The sequence below is a fragment of the Ezakiella coagulans genome (genome assembly GCF_003096635.1).
Lineage (GTDB): Bacteria > Bacillota > Clostridia > Tissierellales > Peptoniphilaceae > Ezakiella > Ezakiella coagulans.
The window spans coordinates 234,282-256,757 of the sequence record NZ_QEKV01000001.1 but is presented as its reverse complement, the minus strand read 5'-3'; the positions used below and the strand labels follow the sequence as shown (position 1 = coordinate 256,757).

20 protein-coding genes, 1 pseudogene and 1 riboswitch are annotated in these 22,476 nt (G+C 32.7%); of the genes and pseudogenes, 2 read left to right on the top strand and 19 right to left on the bottom strand.

Features of this window, described 5'->3' with window-relative positions:
- Window positions 1–70: 70 nt before the first annotated feature.
- The 13 genes from C7381_RS01155 to C7381_RS08550 all read right to left on the bottom strand — a co-directional run bounded on the left by C7381_RS01155 (window position 71) and on the right by C7381_RS08550 (window position 14,027).
- Entirely contained in the window at window positions 71–658 is a 588-nt protein-coding gene (locus C7381_RS01155; RefSeq protein ID WP_116479594.1) for a hypothetical protein, read from the bottom strand.
- 354 nt (window positions 659–1,012) lie between these two features.
- Complete coding sequence (locus C7381_RS01150) at window positions 1,013–1,537, bottom strand: flavodoxin family protein (RefSeq protein ID WP_133240913.1); 525 nt, start codon at window positions 1,535–1,537, stop codon at window positions 1,013–1,015.
- An 8-nt stretch (window positions 1,538–1,545) separates the two neighbouring features.
- Complete coding sequence (locus C7381_RS01145) at window positions 1,546–2,742, bottom strand: D-alanyl-D-alanine carboxypeptidase family protein (RefSeq protein WP_116479592.1); 1,197 nt, start codon at window positions 2,740–2,742, stop codon at window positions 1,546–1,548.
- Window positions 2,735–3,184: a VanZ family protein gene (locus tag C7381_RS01140; RefSeq protein ID WP_116479591.1), complete on the bottom strand. Its 450-nt coding sequence runs from the start codon at window positions 3,182–3,184 to the stop codon at window positions 2,735–2,737. Before C7381_RS01140 ends, C7381_RS01145 begins: the two co-directional genes overlap by 8 nt.
- Window positions 3,185–3,238: 54 nt before the next feature.
- Window positions 3,239–4,438 carry an arginine deiminase gene (gene arcA / locus C7381_RS01135; protein ID WP_116479590.1) on the bottom strand — a complete coding sequence of 400 codons (1,200 nt, stop codon included), beginning with the start codon at window positions 4,436–4,438 and terminating at the stop codon, window positions 3,239–3,241.
- 513 nt (window positions 4,439–4,951) lie between these two features.
- Window positions 4,952–6,316 carry an MATE family efflux transporter gene (locus C7381_RS01130; protein ID WP_116479589.1) on the bottom strand — a complete coding sequence of 455 codons (1,365 nt, stop codon included), beginning with the start codon at window positions 6,314–6,316 and terminating at the stop codon, window positions 4,952–4,954.
- Between the two features lie 21 nt (window positions 6,317–6,337).
- Window positions 6,338–8,083 carry an ABC transporter ATP-binding protein gene (locus C7381_RS01125; protein WP_006701969.1) on the bottom strand — a complete coding sequence of 582 codons (1,746 nt, stop codon included), beginning with the start codon at window positions 8,081–8,083 and terminating at the stop codon, window positions 6,338–6,340.
- Window positions 8,084–9,796: an ABC transporter ATP-binding protein gene (locus C7381_RS01120; RefSeq protein WP_007891092.1), complete on the bottom strand. Its 1,713-nt coding sequence runs from the start codon at window positions 9,794–9,796 to the stop codon at window positions 8,084–8,086.
- A gap of 15 nt (window positions 9,797–9,811) precedes the next feature.
- Complete coding sequence (locus C7381_RS01115) at window positions 9,812–11,320, bottom strand: ABC transporter ATP-binding protein (RefSeq protein ID WP_116479588.1); 1,509 nt, start codon at window positions 11,318–11,320, stop codon at window positions 9,812–9,814.
- On the bottom strand, window positions 11,308–11,982 hold the full coding sequence (locus tag C7381_RS01110; protein WP_000687642.1) for an energy-coupling factor transporter transmembrane component T family protein: 675 nt from the start codon (window positions 11,980–11,982) through the stop codon (window positions 11,308–11,310). Before C7381_RS01110 ends, C7381_RS01115 begins: the two co-directional genes overlap by 13 nt.
- A 17-nt stretch (window positions 11,983–11,999) precedes the next feature.
- Window positions 12,000–12,602 carry an MptD family putative ECF transporter S component gene (locus C7381_RS01105; RefSeq protein ID WP_001060382.1) on the bottom strand — a complete coding sequence of 201 codons (603 nt, stop codon included), beginning with the start codon at window positions 12,600–12,602 and terminating at the stop codon, window positions 12,000–12,002.
- Window positions 12,603–12,743: 141 nt separating this feature from the next.
- A complete protein-coding gene (locus C7381_RS01100) occupies window positions 12,744–13,715 on the bottom strand; it encodes a helix-turn-helix domain-containing protein (RefSeq protein ID WP_116479587.1) in 972 nt (323 codons plus the stop codon).
- 156 nt (window positions 13,716–13,871) lie between these two features.
- A complete protein-coding gene (locus C7381_RS08550) occupies window positions 13,872–14,027 on the bottom strand; it encodes a hypothetical protein (RefSeq protein ID WP_165803544.1) in 156 nt (51 codons plus the stop codon).
- 68 nt (window positions 14,028–14,095) lie between these two features.
- Here C7381_RS08550 and C7381_RS01095 point away from each other — a divergent pair, with 68 nt between their 5' ends.
- Window positions 14,096–14,467 (top strand): plasmid mobilization protein, encoded by a 372-nt coding sequence (locus C7381_RS01095; protein ID WP_116479586.1) that lies wholly within the window; start codon window positions 14,096–14,098, stop codon window positions 14,465–14,467.
- Here the strand turns inward: C7381_RS01095 and C7381_RS01090 are convergent.
- The 6 genes and pseudogenes from C7381_RS01090 to C7381_RS01070 form a co-directional block, all read right to left on the bottom strand.
- Window positions 14,361–14,832, bottom strand: a pseudogene (locus tag C7381_RS01090) (nucleotidyl transferase AbiEii/AbiGii toxin family protein); the annotation flags it as partial. The gene C7381_RS01095 and the pseudogene C7381_RS01090 overlap by 107 nt on opposite strands.
- Window positions 14,833–14,907: 75 nt before the next feature.
- Complete coding sequence (locus C7381_RS01085) at window positions 14,908–15,756, bottom strand: AraC family transcriptional regulator (RefSeq protein WP_116479585.1); 849 nt, start codon at window positions 15,754–15,756, stop codon at window positions 14,908–14,910.
- Window positions 15,757–15,902: 146 nt separating this feature from the next.
- Window positions 15,903–16,490 carry a type IV toxin-antitoxin system AbiEi family antitoxin domain-containing protein gene (locus C7381_RS01080; protein WP_116479584.1) on the bottom strand — a complete coding sequence of 196 codons (588 nt, stop codon included), beginning with the start codon at window positions 16,488–16,490 and terminating at the stop codon, window positions 15,903–15,905.
- Between the two features lie 553 nt (window positions 16,491–17,043).
- The gene (locus C7381_RS01075; RefSeq protein ID WP_116479583.1) at window positions 17,044–17,529 is read right to left on the bottom strand and encodes a hypothetical protein; all 486 of its coding nucleotides are present in this window, start codon (window positions 17,527–17,529) and stop codon (window positions 17,044–17,046) included.
- 1 nt (window position 17,530) lies between these two features.
- Window positions 17,531–17,704, bottom strand: coding sequence for a hypothetical protein (locus C7381_RS08545; protein WP_165803543.1), 174 nt, complete (start codon window positions 17,702–17,704; stop codon window positions 17,531–17,533).
- Window positions 17,705–18,602: 898 nt separating this feature from the next.
- Entirely contained in the window at window positions 18,603–19,781 is a 1,179-nt protein-coding gene (locus C7381_RS01070; RefSeq protein ID WP_116479582.1) for an iron-containing alcohol dehydrogenase, read from the bottom strand.
- 1,036 nt (window positions 19,782–20,817) lie between these two features.
- Window positions 20,818–20,938: riboswitch (adenosylcobalamin (AdoCbl) riboswitch) on the top strand.
- A 46-nt stretch (window positions 20,939–20,984) separates the two neighbouring features.
- Between C7381_RS01070 and C7381_RS01060 the strand changes: the two genes are divergently transcribed.
- Entirely contained in the window at window positions 20,985–22,475 is a 1,491-nt protein-coding gene (locus C7381_RS01060) for an ABC transporter substrate-binding protein (protein ID WP_116479580.1), read from the top strand.
- The last annotated feature ends 1 nt before the right edge of the window (window position 22,476 follow it).

Genomic DNA, 22,476 nt, shown 5'->3' with positions numbered 1-22,476 from the left:
TTACATTTCCTATTTTCTTCATTCTTTACCTACTTATCAAATATTAAATAAATACCATATTAACCTCCTACTAAGAAATACTTGTATAAAACAAATATTGCAAGAAATCATCTCTAGAAAATAAACCTCTTTTAATACTTGCCATATACAACTGATTAAATCCTCTTATTCCAAGTTTTTTATAAATTCGCGAGAACTTGGATGAAAGGCCTTTCTGACTATAGAAAAACTTTTCAGCAACGTCACTAAAGCCGTCGCTCATTGTATAATATTTTATAAGTTCCATATCTTCAAAACTTAAAAAATTTTTATCTCTATTTATATCTATTTCTTCTAACTTGACAAGTTTAGTTAAAAATTCTTTTACAACTTCATAATCATCTATTATATAAAAATAATTTGCTCCCAATGTCTCTGTCTTCATATAGCTATAATATGAAAACCCGTGGCTGTATATATACGTTCTTTTATTATGTCTTTTTATAAATTCTTTTAAAAAATCTATGTATGCTGAATTAATTAAAAATACAGAGTCCTCTCCGTATTCTTTAAATTTAAAATCTTTGACCCTTATATTTTTTTCATACTTCATATTTGTTATCATTTTCTTTAAAATATCATATCCGGATAAATAATAAATATCTAAGTTATCGTTCATAAATAACTCCTATTTTGTAATCATTTTAATACACTATCGTTAATTTTATGTTAACATGTATAAATTAATTATTCAATACTTTTTCAATTTGTGACGTTTTAACGCCATATTTCTCAAAACCCCTTGTAGGGATTATCTGTACATTGTAGATTTTAAACACCTTTTATTAATCATCTAAAACTATTTAGGTATTTGTTTCTCCTTTTTTATAAAAACCACTCCATAATATTTTGCAATTATGTATTTCTAATATAACATTTCCCTATCAATTCTATTATATCACTATACTATTTCAATTTCAAATGCTCCGATAAATCAATTGCATAATAAAAAAAACTGCAATCAAAGTTGCAGTTAAAATCCTTTTAAATCTCTGTCCACAATATTTCTAAAAATCTTCCGCGCGTTTTCAAGGTCCTCCGAATCCGGATGACTCATTCCTATTTCCCGTCTAAGCGTCGACTTCTTCGAGCGCTTCGGATCGTCCGGCGGAAGTGCCGCAATTCTCTTTAAACTTTCGTCGCTCACTCGCCCCTGACAAATGTAGCAGCCCTCAATTCTGTTCGACTTGTCGAGCACTTCTTCCGCTCTCGCAAAGACTCGAAATGCCTGCATCGAATAAGGATATGCGCCGAGTGTCGAGAAGAGTCCAAGCTTCTTCTCTTTCAATTTCGGCAACAATTCCATTGTCGGTTCGTCGGGATAGCCCTTGTCCACAAAAAATCCGATAAATATATATTCATATCCATCGATTTCGGAAATATCCTTTATCGACTTCGTCTCCATCAGCTTCGCTTCGCCTTTAAATTCTTCATAAATCGCCTCTGCGACTTTTTTCGTGTTTCCCGTTTCCGAATTATATAAAACTAAAACTTTCATTTCCACCTCTAAAATTTTGATTTTATTTTTTTCCAAAGTCTTTTAAAGAAACCGCTTCTCTTTACTTCTTCGGTCGTAACCAAATCTATTTTTTCAATCGGCTTACCATCTTCAACGAGTGTTATGCTTCCGAGCACCTCGCCCTCCGGAATTGTTTCCTTTCCCGGCTCCAAATACTCAATTCTGAGCTTGTATGTGCTGTTCACATTGAGAAGCTTATCACACTGCGTTTTCGGCATAAGTCCTATCTTATCACTTTTAAAATTTATTCCGTCAAGATCGAGACTGTATCTTTCTTTTCCCGTTACAACTCGCTTGTAAACATAGTTGTCAAGTGCGTAATTTAAAAGCCCGAGACTCACAATGCCCCTCTCTTTGTCGTTTGCCGCACCGAACACATAGGAAATAACGCGTCTTTTTCCGTCTATTCCGCTCATATCTTCTGTTGTCGTTGCAATAAGGCATCTCCCCGCCTTTGTCGTCGTTCCCGTTTTAAGTCCGTCAACACTTCCCGTTCCCAAAAGCGGATTTGTTGAAACTGTTTTCAAATTTAATCGCTCGATTGCGTATTCCTTTAATTTTGTAATCTCGAGAATTTCCGGAAAATCATCCAAAAGTTTGTTCACGAGAATATTGAGATCAACAAGCGTCGACATATTTTGCTCGTCGGTTTGTATGATTGGAAGACCGTGGCAATTTATAAAATGCGTGTCTTTCATTTTGAGTTCTGCAGCTTTTTGGTTCATCTTTTCGACAAATGCAGCCTCACTTCCTGAAATCACCTTGGAAAGTGCGAGTGCGGAGCTGTTTGCCGAGCGAATAAGCAAAAGATGTAGAAGCTCGTTTACATCGAGAGTTGCTCCCCTTTCAATCGGCACGTCGGAACCGCGAAGATACAAATCGAGTTCTTCCTGAGTGTATGTGTATTTTGTGTCCATTGCAATTTCATTGTTTTTTATTGCCTCGTATGTCAAATATGCGGTCATAAGTTTTGTGATTGATGCGATGGCAATTTTTTCATTTTCCATATTTTTTACAATGCTCTCGCCCGCCGCTCTATCATAAACCATGTAAGGAATTTCGAGCCCCTCAACAACCGGAATGTCTGCACCTTCAGCTAATACAATTTGAAAAGGAGTTGCGACCGAAAAAAATACAAATAAATAAATTAATATATTTCTTTTTATATTTTTTATGTTAACCATAAATAAAAACCTCCCTCAACAAATGGTATGCCAAAAAACCGAGCGATGCCCCCAAAATGTTTAAAACAAAATCGTCAATTGACGTTATACCCGTCTTTGTAATATATTGCAAAATCTCAATTCCTAAACTAAAAATAGCAGAAATTAATAGCACGACCCAAAACTTTTTAGTCTTGTCGTGTGCGAGAGGCAAAATTAATCCCATCGGAAGAAAAATCAAAACGGGACCCAAAAGTTTTCTTATGCCGACCGAAGTGGAAATAGATTCCAAACTGAACATGCCCGATGAAAAAGGCACATAAACAAGACCTCTCATGAGGTTGTTCGAAAAAAATCTATTGAATATTGATGTCTTAAAAAGCACATACAAATAATACAATAATACTATGTAAACAAAAAAACGTATCATCAAAGTTTTTTCTCTATTTCTTCTTGTTGCCATATTTTCTCCTTAAAATTAAAGGGACCGATGTGTCACCGGTCCCCTTCACATCCACTATATATCTTCTCTTACAACCGGCATGCTCATGCATCTCGGGCCTCCACGGCCACGGCTGAGTTCTCCGGATTTCATTACATGAAGCTTGACGCCTTCCTTGTCCAATATTTCATTTGTAACATCATTTCTGTCATAAACGATAACCTCTCCCGGTTTTATTGCGAGAGTGTTCGAACCGTCAGACCATTGTTCACGTCTTGAATCTATAGGATTTCCCCCTGCACATCTTATAAGTTTTACATCAGTTCCAAGTTCATTTGAAAGGAGCGTTCTAAGATCTTGTTCAATTCTCTTTACCTTCAAATCTTCGCCCGGCTTTGTTATTTCGAAAACTTCGAGCGGCCCTTCAATACCAGGGTGGACTGTGAAAACATCTCTGTCTATCATTGTGAAAACAGTGTCGAGGTGCATAAAAGCTCTCTTCTTCGGAATTACAAAAGCCATAACCTTTTTGAATTCACCGATTTCAAGTGCCCTCTTTGCAAAAGTTTCGAGTCCCTTTGCGGAAGTTCTTTGGCTTATGCCGATAGCAAGACAGTCCTTTGAAAGCACGAGTTCGTCGCCGCCTTCAATAGAAAACTTTTCTTCCCTGTCATAATAGAACGGAACATCTTTAAATGCTTTATTATATTTAAAAATATATTTACCATAAATAGTTTCTCTATTTCTTATGTCGCTCCACATCTTATTTAAAGAAACACCTGATCCCATAAGTGCGAACGGGTCTCTTGTAAAATATAGATTCGGCATAGGTTTTGTGATGAAAAAATCATCCTTTGCGAGAAAATCATAGAGAGTCACAGCTTCATATTTCGGAAGTTCTTCTCTTCTTATGCCGGACATAGTACGCTCTATCAATTCTTTTCCTTCAAGTTCACCAAGTAAATCCTTTAAAAACTTTATTTCTCTTTCATCGACAACATGAGCTTCTCTAATGAATTCATCTATAAACTCTTCCTTGACGGAAGCGTCTTTTATTGCCTCACCAGCTAAATCTTCGAGATAATAAACTTCAGTTCCGTTGTCTCTGAAAATTTGTGCAAAAACATCATGTTCCTCTTGAGCTTGTGCAAGATATGGAATTTCATCAAACAAAAGCTCTTCGAGCATATCCGGTTCAAGATTAAGGAGTTCCTTCCCCGGTCTTTTTAAAATGACCTTTTTAAGTGGTCCGATTTCTGAATATACTTTAATCATATAAACCCTCCTGAAATATATTCTAACATATATTAAGATAATTTTAAAGAGTTTATCCAAAAACAAAATTTCTTTAATGAAATAAAATGATGGAGAGAATGTTGTCCCTTAGATTTGGAATTGGTTGGGATTTTATGGTTTTGTTTCGATATTGTATTTAAGCAACATTGTTAGTTTGCATACATATTTCAAATACACAAAAATAGGCGGCGGGATTCGCAGAACCCGCCGTTACAGCAGCGTACAAACTCCTATACAAAAAAATACCTTGGAGACGCATTGTTCCCAAGGTATTTTTATTATATATTTCACCCAAATTCTTCGCTAAAATGGATGAATAATGACGCTTTGGAAGAAGCGACCAACCGTGTTCTTTTTCTAATAGTAATTGTATTTAATTTTTTAACTGAGTTATCTAACTTGTAAACAGCGTAAACCAAAGAAAAAAGGTAAATGTAATTTAATTATATTTATTTGCATATTTCCCTCCATTCTTTTAAATAAACCTGCTTATTATTCATTACTTGAATTTTTCAAACTAATTTTATCCATCCTATTTAATTCCCCAAACATCATTACTACACCAGCTATTATCATAATTAAATCTACAAGGGGTTCTGCAAACCATACTGCTTTAACTCCAAATATCATTGGTAAAATAATCATGGCAGGTACGAATAAAAATAACTGTCTTAGCATTACTATTATGCCGGCTTTTTTAGCGTTTCCTATTGATTGGAAGAATGTTATAGTCATTACCATTACTCCATATAGGATAAAGATAGAATAAAATAGTCTAAAGTTCCCTATTCCCTGAGTTATAATACTTTCTTCTACTCCAAATAAAGAAAGAATATTCTTTGAAAATGCTAATGCTGGTATCCAAAATATTGAAGCAAGAACTAATCCTCCGATAGAAAATACTTTCATAGCTTCTTTTACTCTGTCGTATTTTTTCGCTCCAAAATTTGTACCAACTACAGGTTGTAAACCTTGACTCATTCCCCAAAGTGGAATGAATGAAAAGGCATATATTCTAAGTGTTGCTGCCATCAAGATAGCATTTGTATCTCCGCCATATTTAAATGACATTTTATATAGCATTGTTTGTTGAATCATAAATAAAATTTGCATCATCATAGCAGATGACCCTACGCCAAACATTTCTTTTTTTATTTCCTGATCAGGTTTGATTTTATTTATTTTTACTGCTTTACTTTTATATTTGAAGTAATGGAGTGTTATTATTGCTTGAACAAATTGTGCTGTAATAGTTGCAAGTGCAGCCCCTTCTATTGCGTATTTTCCCATTAATTTCATTAGAATGGGATCAAGAATTATGTTTAAAAAAGCCCCTATCCCCATAATGAGCATTGCTTTTTTCATTAATCCTTCTCCACGCATAACCATGTTTGCTGATTGAGTAAAGTTTACAAATAAAGAACCAATGAAAATTACTCGTAAATATCTGATACCATATTCTTTAATTTCTCCACTTGCTCCAACCATATCTAAAAAATGTGGTGCAAGTAAAATTCCGCCTATTGTAATAATTGATGAGAATAGAATAACCCAAAAGATTAAATTCCCCATAATTTTATCAACTGTTTTTTGGTCACCCTTTCCTATAGCTCTTGATAAAACTGATGCTGAACCTACACCTATGAGTGTAGATACTCCACTATTAAAAAAGGTAAGTGGCATAGCTACACCACAAGCTGTCATTGCAGTTTGTCCTATAATATTTCCTGCAAAAATTCCATCCATTAGTGGATAAAGACCTATTACTATCATTCCTATTACAGCAGGGACAGATAATTGAAAAAGTAAATCTATAGGTCTTTTTGTTAATAATTGTTCTTTCATATCTTGTTTCATAAAATCATCCTCTATTAAATTTTATTCAATTTTCCAACCAGTAGCTTTTTCTCTTTTCTCAATAAAACTCTTGTATATGTGTGATTTTTCCATAAGCTCTTTATGTTTACCAATACTTTCAATATTTCCTTTATCCATAACAACAATTTGATCAGCATTTTTAATAGTTTCAAGTTTATGTGCAATCACAATTACAGTTTTATCTTTTAACAAATTGTTTAAAGCAGTTATAAGTTGTTGTTCATTTTCTGGATCTACACTTGAAGTAGCTTCGTCAAGAATAACAATTCTGCTTGGTTTTAGCATAGCTCTTGCTATAGATATTCTCTGACGCTCTCCTCCAGATAAATTTGAACCACCCTCTTGTAAAACTGTGTCATAACCATCTGACAACTTCATAATAAATTCATGACACTGTGCTTGCTTAGCAACATTAATAACTTCCTCATCACTAGCTTCTGGATTTCCGAACTTAATGTTATTTTTTATAGTGTCATCAAACAAATATACATCTTGAAAAACAAAAGTGAAATTAGATAACAGATTGTCATACCTAAAATCTTTTATGTTATTATCATCAATCAATATTTCTCCAGAATCTACATCCCAAAATCTAGCTATCAAATTACAAAGTGTTGTTTTTCCACTTCCAGAACCACCTACAATTGCTGTAGTCTTACCTTTTGGAATATCTAAATTTAAACGGTTAAATAAATTCTGTTCGTCATATGAGAAGTCAACGTCCTTTAGATTTATATCTCCTTTTTCAAAGCTTGTTCTTGTGCCTTCTGAAATTGTTGGTAAATTCCTAAGTTTAGCAATTGAATCCAAGTTTTGTATAGCTATTCCCCTAACGTTTTGCATACTTCCAGCCATTTCAAAACCAGAAAAAACAATAAAACTAGATACTACAAGCATTACAGCTTTATAGTGATCAATTTCTCCTATACAAAATCTATAAATAGCTGAAAATATAATAAGACAAATCCCTAATTTAAATATAATTAGAAATATCAAAGCAGCAGGTGCTACAGTTTTTTCAACATTTATAAAGCCTCTTCTATTTTTATAAATCTCTCTGTCCAATTCTTTAGTCATTTCACCACTTTTTCCAAACGACTTAATGACGCTAATACCTTTAACATACTCTAAAGTAGATGCGTTTAGATTTATTTTCAACGCTTGTAATTTTTTAGTCAACTCATCTGATTTCTTTTGAAAGATAACATTGCATAACATTCCTAAGAATAAAGTTCCTAAAATTATAGAACCTGTAACTATATCAAACGGAATCATAAATATCGCCATTATTATAGTTTGAATTACTCCCACAAATAAAGTTTCTATTATATTAACTCCTACGGTTTCAAGTTCACCTATAACTGTGGTTAATCCGCCTGAAATGTTTCCAAGGCGATTACTGCTAAAATATCCCATATTCACTTTTTTTAGCTGATCACCTATATATAGCCTATTTTCTGCTCCCATATTGTAAGTTGCGATGTATTTATTTCTATCAGCCATATAACTAGATAATATTTTCCCTACTACACTTAGTAGAGCTATTGCAAATACGACATAGATGTCTTCTTGTGTAATATTTCTTCCTTCAAATATATTTTGAAATATTTTAAGTAAAAGCAACATTGTAGCTCCAAGGGATATTCCTTCAAATATACTTTTTAATACTTCAAAGAAAAACATCTTGCTAATTTTGGAAGATTCTTTTCCAGCGACCCAATATAACTTGTGAATTAATTCTTTCATTTACTCACCCCTATCGTTTGATAAACTTATGTGTGATTTCCACATTTTTGCATATGTTTCACTTTTTCCAAGAAGTTCTTTATGAGTTCCTTCTGCTTCAATTTCCCCATTGTTTAATACTATGATCTTATCGGCTCCTATTATTGTAGAAAGCCTATGAGCAATCATAATAACCGTTTTATTTTCAACTAATGCATCTATAGATTTTTGAATTTCAGCTTCATTATCTGGATCAGAATATGCTGTAGCTTCGTCTAATAAAACTATTGGGCTATCTTTAAGCAAAGCTCTTGCTATTGTAAGTCTTTGTCTCTCTCCTCCAGACAAGTTGCTCCCAGATTCTCCAATTATGGTTTCATATCCATTAGGAAGACTCATAATAAAGTCATGACAAGAAGCTTTTTTACAAGCGTCTTTTATCTCTTCAATACTAGCATTTTGATTTGCCATTCTCATATTATCTATAATACTTTTTCTAAATAGATAATTTTCTTGTGATACATAGGTTACAAGTTCCATGTTCTTTTCAAGAGAAACATCTTTAAGATTTACATTTCCTACGGATATTTTCCCTTTATTAATGTTCCAATATCCCGCAATTAGCTTAGCAATAGTGGATTTTCCACCGCCAGAATAACCAACAATAGCTGTAAGTTTATTTTCTTTTGCACTAAAGGATAAGTTATCAAAAACTTTTTTCTTATCATTATAGGCAAAACATACATTTTCAAAATTAATATCGTATGATCTTATTTTTTCCTCTCCATTACCTCGTTCTAACTCTGGTAACTCCATAACATTTTTTATTTCATCTATTACAACTCTTACATTCGCCATAGTATCCATATGACTCATAGCTTTAATCAAAGGTTTGTAGCAGGCATAAGATAATAAAACACACATTATTAGATTGCCTACTTCAATACTTCCATTCATATACAAGTATAAAGAAGTTGGTAAAACAAATAATAAAGTTGATGGTAAAACTTCCATTGCTGCTGTCATATAGAAACAAACACTTAAATACCAATTTAGCATACTGTCTCTATTACTATTTACAGCATCTACAAATTTTCCATATGATGATGCAGATTTATTGAATGCCTTTATAACTTGAATACCTCTAATATATTCAACAGCTGTTGTATTCATGTTTTTTGCAGCTTCTTGATAATTTCGTGATTTTTCTTCATATCCACCCATCATTAGAATTGAAAATAACACCCCTAGTGGTAATGTAATAAGATTTGCAATTCCAATCCTCCAATCCATTATAAAAATAATAACTACTAAAGCGATTGGAATGATAAGATTAGCTATTACTTCAGGAATAACATGAGCTATCGGTTGCTCAATTTTATTCAAAGTTTCTACCATAAACTGAGTCCATTCTCCACTAGATCGTTTTTCAATCTCTCCCATTGATAATCTATTAATTTTTCTTACAAGTTTCTTCCTCTCATCCTCTATTATGCGAAATGCTAAATTGTGAGAAATTAAAGTTGAAATCTCATGAAAAATAACACTTCCTATTAACCCACCTAAAATAAGCAAAATTGGTCTTATATAGAATTCTAAATCTGTATTACTAATTGCTATATTTTGAGTAATCTTAGCTAAAGCAAAATATGGTACAACACTACAAAAAACACCAATTACTGCAATAATAACTGATGATAAAATTTGTCCTATATGCTTTTTTAAAACTTCCATTACGCACCTCCTAAATTATTTAGCCTCCATAGCTCTTAACAGCTGTCCTATATTATCAATATAAAAATCTTCTGTTATTATCCCATTCTCTAGTTTTACAAGTCTATCACACGTCTTTGCTATAAATTCAATATCATGAGAAATTATCAAAAATTTTGTTCCTTTTTTTTGTTCCTCTTTGATTAATCTCCCCACCTTATCCATACTCCTGAAATCAAGCCCTGATGTCGGCTCATCCAATATAATAAAAGGTGTTTCTCTCAACATAGCTACGCATAGAACCAATCTCTGTTTTTGACCACCTGATAAAGTTGCTGGATGCTTATCTCTTATATCAAATAATCCAACTTTTTTTAAAAGTTCCTCTGCTTTCGTGATATAATCTTCTCTATTTTTTAACCCAGTTAATAATTCATCCATCAAATCTTCCCCAAATAATTGAGAGTCTAAATCTTGAGGAATATACCACACTTTGCTTAACCTCATCTTTTTATTAGCTTTGTGTCCATTTATCTTTATTTCCCCATCAGTCTGATTTTGAATCCCAGAATAAATTTTACCGAGCGTACTTTTACCTGTGCCATTTATTCCTACTAAAGAAATAGTCTCATTGCTATCAAATTTAAGTGACACATCTTTTAGTACGAAATTATTTTTATATTTTTTACTAATATTTTTCACCTCAAAATCAAAAGAATTGTCACTACTAATTTCTTTTTCTTTAACTTTGTGGTCATCTACAACAATATCATTAAGATTTATTGAGCGTAAGCCCAATGCATTTAAGTCTTTTGAACTGATTTTTTCAAATTCTTCTGCTTTATAACTATTTATTAAAGATCCATTTTGTATCAATAAATACCTATCAGCTATTCCTTTTAAATAAAATAACCTATGCTCAACAATTACTATAGTTTTTCCTTCTTTTTTTAAGTCCATTACAAGTTTTGAAAATTTATATATTGATTGTAAATCAAGATTTGCAGATGGTTCATCAAATACATAAATAGATGGTTCAATGGCTCTTGCTGAACAAATTGCTACTTTTTGCCTAATTCCATAGGATAAATTGTATATCCTATTATTTAGCAATTTATCAATATTCATTTTCTCAGTTGATTCATTTACTCTTCTTATTATTTCATCACGCTTATATCCCAAATTTTCCGGTCCAAATGCAATTTCTCCATTAACTTCATTGGCAAAAAATTGGCTTCTAGGATCTTGAAATACATTACCAACTAACTTTGCTATTTCCCAGGATTTTAAATTTCTGATAGATTTACCATCAATAAATACTTCTCCATCTAAATTTCCTTCGTAAAAATTTGGAATTAATCCATTTATAGCCCTTGTTAAAGTAGACTTTCCACATCCAGACTCACCTATAATTACACAACATTCACCATCTTTAATGTCTAAATTTATATCTTTCAACTGTTCATCTTTATTGCTATTATATGAAAAAGATAATTTCCTAATTTCCAGTTTATTATTCAATGATGCACCTCTCATATAAGACATAATATAAATAAAACAAAGCTTGCAGTTATTATAATTATGTCTAATTTACACAACTTGTTACTATAATATGAATCCCTTTTTATTGGGTTTTCAATTCCTCTAACAATCGCTGCTGCTGATAATTCATCTCCTACTTTTATAGAACGAAAAATTAAAGGAACTATAGCATATTCAAGAGTCCTCAAAGGATTTGATAAAATATGAAAAAAGTTACCTGTAAATCCCCTTACTTTCATAGCTTCTTTTATTGTTCTAAATTCCCCAGCAATTGTTGGTACAAATCGAATAATTACCGTTAATATAAGTACAAAATTTCGTGGCAACATTAATTTGTGAAATATTGAAATTAATTTTCCTGATGGTATCTTAAAAGTTAAAAATCCTGCCATGATTGGAACTATGAATTTATACAACATTCCCAAAAGCATTGGTGAAATTATAACTACACCACTAGGTATCATTTTTAATAACCAAAATGTAGTAAAACTATATATCATAAAATAAATTATGCTCTGTTTGATAAAACCAAAATATGCTAAAAGCATACAAAGCCATCCTACAAACAGAGCATGCATATAGTAACTTTTTGTAAATATTGACACCATACAGGAAATAATAGTTAAAAAAAGACAAGTTATTCCACTTATTTTTTCTATTTTCATTTCCCATATATCTCCATTTACTCTAAAATACCCGCCTTTTTAAAGTGCTTTTTAAGAATTTTTTGTGCAAACAAAACACCTAAAGCAGATAATATAACGGTTATTGTTACACCTAATAATAGTAGTTTTGGTGAAGATACCAAATTATATTGCAATGTTAATGTCTTATCTGCAAACCCACTCTCTAAAGCTTGCTTTTGATAAGATTCCCAAGCTATCCAACATGGGACTCCTATTCCCATGAACATACCAGCACCATAAACACTCCAGCCAATCATATTTCTTATTGGATTTATATAAGTATCTTTGCCTATCATTACTATTTCACACAAAATAGCAAGTCCAATAAAATATGGAAGCATAAACACATAACCCATAGCTGCTGTGATAAGACCATAAATTAATATCCATATAAATAATAGCCCGTGTTTATTAAGTCTGTTAGCTGCTACTAAGTAGAAAATAGCTCCTATAAACATTTCAATTCCAGCAGTACCATAAATATATACAACTGGAACAGCAACCATACTCATTCCAATAACAATAGAAATTGCATAAAATAAAGCAATCATAATAGCTACTGTTACTACATCTTTTGTAGTCATTTTTTTATTGTTCATAAAACACCTCCGTTAATTAATAAAATGTACATAGAATGTGTATAGAGAATATTTACAAAAAAATATCCATCTCAACTTTATTATAAAGTAAGATGGATATTTTCTTTATAACCTGACAGCTCTTTATTTGCTCTAAAAAGGTCAGATGGATTTTTTTCTATATTCTTGAGGAGTTTGCCCAAAATGTTTTTTGAATGACTCAGAAAATTTACTAGGATTCAAATATCCTGACAAATCAGAAATCTCTCCTATTGACATTAAGGGTTTATGAATTAATAATTTAGCAGCGGCTTCTAAACAATTTTCCCTAATAAAATTACCTATTGAGCTTCCAGTTATGTATATAAAACATCTCTTCAAACTGGATTCTGAAATAGCATATTTTTTTGATAAATCAGAAATAGAATATCTTTCAAAAGGATTATTTAAAATCGTCTTATATGATTCTACAGTTGCTTTATATACTGGTTCTGAAAAAGACGTTAACTTAAATGTATCTGAACTTTCAACTAAATTTAAAAATAATAACAACTCTATTGTCTTTATAATTGAATAAGAAAGTCTTATTCTAGAATCTACTCTATAAAGTTCACTAATAACATGGTCTATCTCATGACGTGAATGAATAATTAAAGCTGCACCATTTTTACATAAACGATCTTTTATTTCTAACAAATCAATTTTTGCATATGGAAAGTATTTATCGATAGATTTTTGTGCCTTTTCAATATCAATAAATATTGAAAGTCCCACATATTTTTTTGTTGGTATGCATGAATCTTCAAAAGGAACTTTACCTATTTCGATTACACTTAGATCACCTTTACCTATCAAAGCACGTTCATTATTTTCAAGTTTAAACTCATAACATCCCTCTAAGCAATGATCTATTTCTAAAACCCCGCTTTTAGGATTTATTTTTTGATATGCCGTCTCCATATTAAGGTTATTATAAGATAACTGAACGCCTTCAAATAAATTGTAGCAACGCATTTCGCCACAGCCAGTAGAATTTTCAATTGTATAAATTTTACATTCATCAGTAACCTTTTTTTCAGAAAAAACATATCCTTCAAGGACATCTTCTATAATATCTTCATGATTTAATTCCAAAACTCTACCTCCTAATGCATCATAATAATCAATTAAATTATACCCAAAAATTAGTTTTTATACTAAAAATACACTATAGCATATTAATCGTACATCTATATTTTAAGCTTTTCTATTAGATACAAACATTTCAATTTTATGGTATAATGGTAGTAATTAAATAACAAGCTTAACGCTTATAACTTTAATAGCAAGCTTAACGCTTATAACTTTAATAGCAAGCTTAACGCTTATAACTTTAATAGCAAGCACAGTAAGTGTACGGACACTTACGAAAAAATTAATGGAGCAGCCCTTTACGGAATGCTCCATTTTTTTAATTTTTACCTTGTTAGGGAGAACCCTAAGACCCCGAAATATATTTTATAAAGGAGAATAAAATGGCAAATAGATTTAGAAATGAAAGAATAGAAATAAAATTAACTAAGGAAGAAAAGGAAGTTTTTGAAAAGAAAATGAAACTTGCTAATTGCAAAACTATGTCTCACTTTCTTAGAAAGTGTGTATTAGAAAAAGAAATTTATATAGTAGATTTAGAACCATTTAGAAACCTACAATGGCTACTTTCAAATGCAACAAATAATATAAACCAGATTGCAAAAGCTACAAATACAACTGGTGTTATTTACAAAAATGAAATTGAATCTATGAATAATCAGATAGAAAAATTATCAAAAGAAATATGGCAGATCCATTCCCTACTCCAACAACCTTATCAAAGGTCAAATCACCAATATACTTATTTTCACTGAGATATACTTACCACAAGGATCTTAGATATGAATCTTCTTTTATGTCCTCGATTATTTACTCATAGTCTTTCATTATCTCCTGACTTCCTCTTTTATTTGAGGTTCTTTCTATTGCTTCTTTTAATATTTTATAATCTATCTCATTTTTTTAATTTGTAGAGGGTGTATAGGTCGTAAAAGTCTATCATTCTTGTTGTTGCTATATTTCTTCTGAATATTGTTTCGTATTTTTCTGCTAAAATTGTTTCTAATGGACATACCATTATTTTTATATTTTCTTTGCTAAAGATACATGGATAGGTGTATTCTATTTCCCTTGGTGTCATTGCATCACCTGTTGTTAGGTCAAGTTTCATAGGACTTTTTACTCATTCCTATTTTTACTAATATCAATCAAAAAAGCACCTACCATTTGATAGATGCCGTTAAACAAATTTAAATTATTCTTTTACTATAGGAACCCATAATTCCATTTTATAATCTTCTGAATTAGGGTCTCCATCTCCATATACTTCAAAATCGGGACTTTCATCATGTCTATATCCCTCTTTTGGGAAGAAATATGAAATAATATACTTCCATCCTTCGTGAATGCACTTTGGTATAGGACCTTCTAAGCTTACAATAGCATACTCTTTTTCAGGAATGCTGAGTATATCTAAACCTAACTCCTCAGCTTTTACCTCATCCGTTAAATCAAAACCAGCTAAGTATATAAATGAATCTTCTTCATCCATTACATAGTCATATCCTACGCCAAAGATTTGACCATTACCAAACTCTTCAAATTTTTCTCTTGGTACTTTTTCAACCAGTCTATCCCAAACTTTTGGGAAATTTGAACTTTTAGTTACATCTGATTTAATACCAGCTACTTTAAACGCTTTCTTTTTCTCAATCTTAATATCCATTTGATTTCCTCCTTGAACTGAAATTGAAAAGTAGATTCTTGGGAAATATTGATACTTTTCTCCTTTTTTTACTTGACCTGGAGTTAGCTTATGAAAACTTTTAAAAGCTAAGGCAAAAGAATCCTGAGAATTATAACCATATTTTATTGCGATGTCTATAATTCTTTTATCTGAATTTTTTAAATCAATTGCAGCATTTGTCATCTTTCTTAATCTTATATATTCAGATAATGAATATCCTGATACGATTGAAAATATTCTTGAAAACATTGGAAATGAATATCCTGTTATCCGTGTTATTTCTTTTTCATCAAGTTCATCAGTTAAGTTATCTTCAATATAGTCAATTGCTAAGTTAAATGATTTCATTATATCCATCTTTCCACCACCTTTCATTTAAATTGTACAAGGATTTATTAAATTATACCCGATAATGCTAATACAAATATTATAGCATCACATGTTTATACTATTTTTCTTCTCTGCCAGACTTCTTATCTTTCCCTTTATACTCTCGATATTAATCACAATAATACCTCCATATATTTTCTAATTTCATCTTCTATGTTAAATAGTCTACTGTACTTTATTAGTCGTCTTAGATTTTTATTTGGTGATTTAAAGTATCTTTTTATGGCTTCTGTAAAAATTTGCTTATCTATTTTTTCTCTGTCTATTATGATATCGCAAATTGTTCTTTCGATATCGTAATCTGGTATGAGATTGCCTTGTGGCGATTTTATTTCTGCCTTTCCTAGTTCGTATAAATCTTTTTTTACATAGTGAACTTGTAAATCTTCATATCTCTTTTTTATATGACTGGCATTGTAGCCTTGGGGTACAGATATATGAAATACATTTGGGGTCCTATCGTATAGGTCGTGGAGGTATAGGGCTGTTTGATGGGAAAATATAATTCGATTGCTATTTGATGATATTAAAACAAAATCGTCTATTACTTTTCCTTTTAATTGATATAGTCCCGGTCTTAATCTTTCTAATTGTCCGCTTTCTGTTAATTCAGATAAATTATGCCTGGTATATCCAAGTTCTTCTGCTTCTTTGTTGGTTATCACTAAATTTTCTTGGATATATTCTTTAAGTGTATTCATAGTCCGCCTCCTCTCGTTTACGCTTTTATTATATGTTGTAAAAGCGAATATGTAAAGTTGCTTATGAGTTTTCCATTTTTTGAAAAAGGATGTAACGAATCCTTACTCCCTTTAATAAAAAAAGAGCAGCCTTTTCAGCTACTCTTGTAGAAAGTACAAAATGAGTTAATTATATTTTTTGTGTTTCCTCATACTAGTCTCAAAACTACTCTTACGTTCATGTAGTTTTTTGAGTCTTTTTGACATATCCTTCTTCATCTTTATCAAAAACAAAATGATTATAAAACTGCTTGAAATGCAGGATTTCTAAATTTACATCTTTTGTATCAACGCTATTGCTTCCACATGAGGCGTATTGGTAAATACGCTGTAGGTTGGGAACTTCTGAAAAGCAAGTTAGTCGCCATTTTAGCAAGAATAATTACACATTCGCAGATAAAATGGATGAAAAAGGCGTAGTACAGACAACACTCGAGTGAGACGTGCTTAAACGCACGTCGCAATGAGAGTGGTGACGAAACAAGCCTTTTTCGCCATTTTAGCAAGAATTTTTTTATCTGGTGATTCCTAATCCTATGGGAAACCTAATCTCCTCCCCCTTGTACTCAAAACTGAGCACATTAATCTTCTTTTCATCTCTCAATCTTGTACACTTTTCCATAAGCATACTTATTTCAAATAAGATCTTGTTGTTTAAGGTACCGTTCTTGCGATTTTCATAAAATTTCTCGGGATCCATAAACACTTCGCTAAAGAGCCTTTCATCCGTTGGAGCGTAAAATTCGTAATTCTTCTTTTCTTCTTCCAATACTTCGGACCTATGCATTGATGCACTTCCAAAAAAATCCCACATTTTCCAGATTTTATCATAGATTTCATCTGAATCTTCATTTTCAATGTCGACGTGTGTTATTTTTGCATCTATGACTTTCTCTTTTCCGATTAAGACAAATAGCTCAGTAAATATAAATGAAAATAAGACGGCGAAAAGAATTATTTTTACATATGGAATTTTTTCTAAATTCATTTCATTTTTCATATTAATACCCCGGAGAAGTTTCCACAACTATTTTCATATATTCATACACTTCATCAAAAACAAATCTCAGATTTTCTTGTCTCGTTGAATAGAAAAACACGGCAACCAAAATTCCAATTAAAACGGAATATATCCACCAGTGTTTTATGCTGAATTTTTTAAATTTTTCCTTCATTTTTTCATCCACTCCTAACACTTATATTTTATCACAATAGAAAAAAATGTCAAAGATGTATTTTTTGCTAATGAAAAGATGATATTATTGGATAATTATTATAGGGAGATATTCTATATACACAGCGTTGTTCGTAATAACAAATATTTCCCATACACAAAAATGGGCGTCGCAATGTTAAAGACCTAACCCGTAATTTTTGATTTGAAAAATCAAAAATACGATGGTAGGTCTTATACAAAGACGTCCGACGATATTTCGACGAACAGGAGAAATGAGTCTATGACGTCGATTGTGCACCCGACGCTACTTTTTGGGATACGTACAGATCGAAAATACGTTTATAAATTATAAAATAGAATAGTTTATATATTTTATATGCACAACGTTGTTGGTAATGTTCCAAATTTAATACACGTCATATATGGCGGCGGGATTCCCGGAACCCGCCGTTACAGCAGCGTACACACACCTCTACAAAAAAATACCTTGAAATGATTTTTAATCAATCTCAAGGTATTTTTATTATATATTTCACCCAAATTCTTCGCTAAAATGGATGAATAACGCCGCTTTGGAAGAAGCGACCAACCGAGGCGTATTGGTAAATACGTCGCAGGTTGGGAGCTTCTGAAAAGCAAGTTAGTCGCCATTTTAGCAAGAATGATTCCGTGCGAGACTTTTTTGGAGCGAGGCATACTGCTAAGTATGTCGCAGCGACTAAAAAGTCGAACAACCGTTTTTCGCAATTTTAGCAAGAACAGTTATACTGTAAATTCTTAGATAAAATGGATGAAAAAGGCGTAGTACAGACAACACTCGAGTGAGACGTGCTTAAACGCACGTCGCAATGAGAGTGGTGGCGAAACAAGGCTTTTTCGCCATTTTAGCAAGAATTTTAGAAGGTAACTTCTTCTCCGTAATAAATGCATTTTAACAGTTTTTCCATCGTCGCATCGTCAATTTTTCTTGGGTTTGAGCCTGTGCATGCGTCGAGGACTGCATTCTTTGCAATTGTAGGGAGTTTTTCGAGGAATTCCTTTTCATCGACTCCGAATTCTTTCAAGGAATTTACGATTTCGAATTCTTTGTTGAAATCTCTAATCATTGCAATATATTTGTCGCTGATTTCTAGATCTGTTCCTTCAAAACCGAGCATTCTTCCGATGTCACCATATCTCTTCAAAGCTCTTTCGTCTTTTCTGTTGTACTGAATTACATATGGAAGATACATTGCGTTTGCGTAGCCGTGAACAACGTGTCCGCAACTAAATGCTGCGCCTGTTTTGTGAGCAAGTGAGTGGACAATTCCAAGAAGTGCGTTCGAGAAAGCTTGTCCTGCCATGCATTGTGCATAGTGCATTTGTTCACGTGCATCTTTGTCGCCGTGGTATGATTTTTTTAGATATTTATCAATCATTGCAATTGCTTTTAGAGCGAGTGGATCGGTAAAAGGTGATGCAACTGTTGATACATAAGCTTCAGTTGCGTGTGTAAGAGCGTCCATACCTGTGTCGGCTGTAAGTCTTTGCGGCATAGATTCAACAATTCTTGGGTCAAGGATTGCAATATCAGGTGTTATTTCAAAGTCTGCAAGTGGATATTTTATTCCTTTTTCGTAGTCCGTAATAACAGAGAAAGCGGTAACTTCCGTTGCTGTTCCTGAAGTTGAAGAAATCGCAACAAATTTAGCTTTCTTTCTTAGTTTCGGAAAATTGAAAGGTATGATCAAATCTTCAAATGTCACTTCCGGATGTTCATAGAAAGCCCACATTGCTTTTGCAGCGTCAATCGGAGAACCTCCGCCGATTGCAACAATCCAGTCCGGTCCGAAGTCTTGCATTGCCTTTGCGCCCTTCATAACAGTTTCAACTGACGGGTCGGATTCAACATTTTCAAAAAGTTCGACTTCCATTCCGGCTTCTTTTAAATTGTTTACAGTTTCGTCGAGGAAACCGGCTCTTTTCATCGAACCTCCTCCGACAACAACAATCGCTTTCTTTCCTTCAAGTTCCTTCAAAATGTCTAGAGCGTGATCGCCATAATACATATCTCTTGGTAAAGTAAATCTCATCATAATAAATTCCTCTCTTTCTATAATTACATTCTAACAGACAGAATTGTTGATTTCAAATTTACAATATGAGCATGTTTTTATTGTATATTAATATATTTTTAACGATAATCGCCTATATAATAACTTCTTATTCCGTTTTGTGTGCAAATTAAATCATATATAGAGATATATAATGATTTTTTGTCCAACTATTACACGTTTCAATGTTTATTGTTAAGAAATCATAATGTTTGTGAATAGTATGTTTTTTATTTTTTTAAATATGTTATGAAAATTATTAAAATATCAATTGTCTTAATCGTTGTGGGAGCGATATTTTATATATAGCATTGTTGATGTGGTTGTAAATTATATAATTAAGGTGGTTTATATTTTTTATTTACACAACGTTGTTGGTAATGTTCTAAATTTAATACACGTCATATATGGCGGCAGGACATCGTTACTCCTTACGTCGTAACGTATGCCAGCCGCTACAACGCGTATACATGCTTATACAAAAAAATACCTTAAAATTATTTAACAAAATCAATATCAAGGTATTTAACGTCTCCTAACTAAAATTCTTCGCTAAAATGGTTGAATAACGCCGCTTTGGAAGAATCGAATAACCGAGGCGTATTGGTAAATACGTCGCAGGTTGTGAGATTCTGAAAAGCAAGTTAGTCGCCATTTTAGCAAGAATAGTTACGTGCGAGACTTTTTTGGAGCGAGGCATATTGGCAAGTATGTCGCAGCGACTAAAAAGTCGAACAACCGTTTTTCGCAATTTTAACAAGAATAGAACCGAGCAACCGAGGCGTATTGGTAAATACACTGCAGGTTGGGAGGTTCTGAAAAGCAAGTTAGTCGCCATTTTAGCAAGAATAATTACACATTCGCAGATAAAATGGATGAAAAAGGCGTAGTCCAGACAACACTCGAGTGAGACGTGCTTAAACGCACGTCGCAATGAGAGTGGTGGCGAAACAAGCCTTTTTCGCCATTTTAGCAAGAATAGTTGTTATCTAACTCACTTTGCAGTATAATGGGAATAGATAGAATATAACAAGGAAGTGGGTTAGAATCCCACACAGTGCCGCTACGGTATTTGCATTTATGCATAAGTCCGATACTTGTACCTTAGTTTTGCTCCGGTTCAGAGCAATGCTAGTTTTTTTACCTGTTTATTTCTATACTATAATTAGTTAAAGGAGAATTTTTATGAAAAAACTAATTTTAATTGCAGTTTTAATTGCTATGTTATTTACATTCGGCTGCAAAAAAGACGACACACAAGCAGATGTTAAAGAAATTGTTGTCGGTCAAACATGGGTTATCGCAAGCGATGATCCGCTTGACGGTGCAAACGGTTGGAGTTTAACAAACCATGGTATCAGTGAATATGTTTATACTCTTCAACCTGACGGAACACTTAAGTCAAGATTTGTTAAATCAATCGAGGCTAAGGACAACAACAATTTTGTTGCAGAGCTAAACGAAGGCGTCTGTTTCTCAAACGGAGACAAAGTTGACGCTCAAGCTTTCTGTGATGCAATGAATATGATTATGGACAAAAACGAATTTGCACGTGCATCTGCCGGCAAGATTGTTTTCACTCCAATCGATGAATACAAGGTTCAAATTGTTACAGAATTGCCGACAGTTAGCCTTGAATCAATTTTTGCAGAATGGACAAATGTTATGTTTAAGAAAGACGGCGACAAGTTTATTTTCACAGGAGCTTACAAGATTAAGGATTTAAAACCGGGTGCCGAAGTTGTTTTGGAAAGAAATGAGTTCTACGACGGTTTTGAAGACAGACCTGAAACAGTTCTTATTAAGGCATTCCAAGATGCAAATGCACTTAGACTTGCTTATGAAAGCGGTGAAGTTGACGTTGCTTTCGGTTTAACAAATGATGTTGCAACAAGTTTGAAGAAAAAAGGATTTAATGCTGTAGATTATAGTGCAGGTTATCAATATTATTGTTTCTTGAATTTGAACAGAGACCATATCAAGGATATTCATTTCAGAAAGGCCCTTGATTTATTGGTAAATAGACAAGAAATAATTGATGCTCTCGGCGGCGGAGACATTCCTACAGGATTATTTGCAAAGAATTTCAGCTTCAACGGCGATCAAAAAATTGTTTACGATGTTGATAAGGCTAAAGAAGAATTTAAACAAGCAGGCTATTCATATAACGGCGGCAAGTTGGTTGACAAAGACGGCAACAATGTTAAGCTTTCAATTTTAACATATTCTGCAAAACCAGATCTTCCGATTATCGGTCAAGTTCTCGTTTCAGATTTGGAACAAGTCGGTATTGAAGCTACTGTAAGACTTGCAGACAGTATCGATGAAGAAGCTGAAAAGGGAGACCACGATATTCTTCTTTATGCACAAAATCCTACAGCAAGCGGCAATCCGCACTATTTCTTTGCACAACACTTCAAGACAGGTTCTGTAAAAAATCACAGCTACTATGGAAATGAAGAAGTTGACAAGTTGATTGATGAACTCGGAGTTACAGCTGATATCGCTAAGAGAGATGAACTTTCAAAAGAAATTCAAGCAAAGATCTATGAAGATCTTCCAATTTTATACACAGTCGACCCGCACTGGTTCGTAATGCTTTCAGACAAGGTTAAAGGTTACGAAATTTGGAACGGAGACTTTTTTGTTACAAATCCGACTTTAAAAGTTAGATAAG